At 63.8% G+C, this 1,004-nt stretch carries 2 protein-coding genes; one reads left to right on the top strand and one right to left on the bottom strand.

Annotation, left to right across the window (positions count from 1 at the left end):
• A partial coding sequence (locus OCH239_RS22485) for a YceI family protein (RefSeq protein WP_162150052.1) occupies window positions 1–204 on the top strand: 204 nt, incomplete at its 5' end.
• On the opposite strand, the gene OCH239_RS21410 is transcribed toward OCH239_RS22485, so the two are convergent.
• A partial coding sequence (locus OCH239_RS21410) for a carbohydrate ABC transporter permease (protein WP_037267555.1) occupies window positions 201–1,004 on the bottom strand: 804 nt, incomplete at its 5' end. The genes OCH239_RS22485 and OCH239_RS21410 overlap by 4 nt on opposite strands.

The following is a 1,004-nucleotide window of genomic DNA, read 5'->3' as shown; positions in this document are numbered from 1 at the left end:
GAAACCCGCCCGCTCGTACTCGATGTCACGTTGAACAAGGCTGCCGAGTATCCATTCGGACACGGGCGTTTCACGCTGGGCCTTTCGGTGCGCGGCAACCTCAGTCGTAGCGAGTGGGGAATGGATTATGGCGTCGAAAATGGCCTCGTGGGCGACGAGGTGCAGCTGCTCATCGAGACCGAGGCGATGCGGGTCGAGGACTAACCCTTCACCGCGCCGGCAATCAGGGCCGACACGATCATGCGTTGCAGCATGACGAAGACCGCGACGGCGGGCAGCACCGCAATGAGGCAGGCGGCCGCCAGCAGTTGCGTCGTCGAGGCGCTGGTGGACCCCGCGAAGTTGAAGATCGCGACGGAGATCGGCCAATCCGAATCCCGCTCGAGCAACACGAACGGGATCAGGAACTGTGACCAGTTCATCACCATAGTAAGGATAAAGGCCGAGGCGATGCCGGGCCGAGCAAGAGGCAGCGTGATCCGCGCGAGGATCGTCCGCCGGGATGCGCCGTCGATGGACGCGGCTTCTTCGAGTTCTTTCGGTATGGCATCGAAGGCAACCTTGAGAAGCCACACCGCCAGCGGCATGCCAAGCGCGCCGTAGACCGCGATCACCGACAGATCGAGGTTCAGAATATCCAGAATGGTCATCCAGCGGTATAGGGGAACGAGGATCACGAGCGGCGAGATCATCTGCACGGCCAGGAGCCCGATCATGATCGCGCCCTGGCCGCGAAAGGGAATGCGCGAGCAGGCGTAGGAAGCGGGGATCGCCAGAGCCACCGCCAGCGCCCCACCCGAGGCGGAAAGCTTCAGCCCGTTCCAGAGGTAGATCAGGAAGGCCGGGTCGGACAGGATCGTGGCAAAGTTGCCGAGCGTGGGATCCTCGGGCACGAAACGCGCGGCTCCGAGATAGACCTCCGACGGGGTCCGCAGCGCGAGGCTGCCGAGCCACGCGAAGGGCAGTGCGAAGAACGCGGCAAGCAGCGCCAGCGCCGCATAGGT

The sequence above is a fragment of the Roseivivax halodurans JCM 10272 genome (assembly GCF_000521785.1).
GTDB classification, from domain to species: domain Bacteria; phylum Pseudomonadota; class Alphaproteobacteria; order Rhodobacterales; family Rhodobacteraceae; genus Roseivivax; species Roseivivax halodurans.
This window is presented reverse-complemented; position numbering and strand designations above follow the sequence as displayed.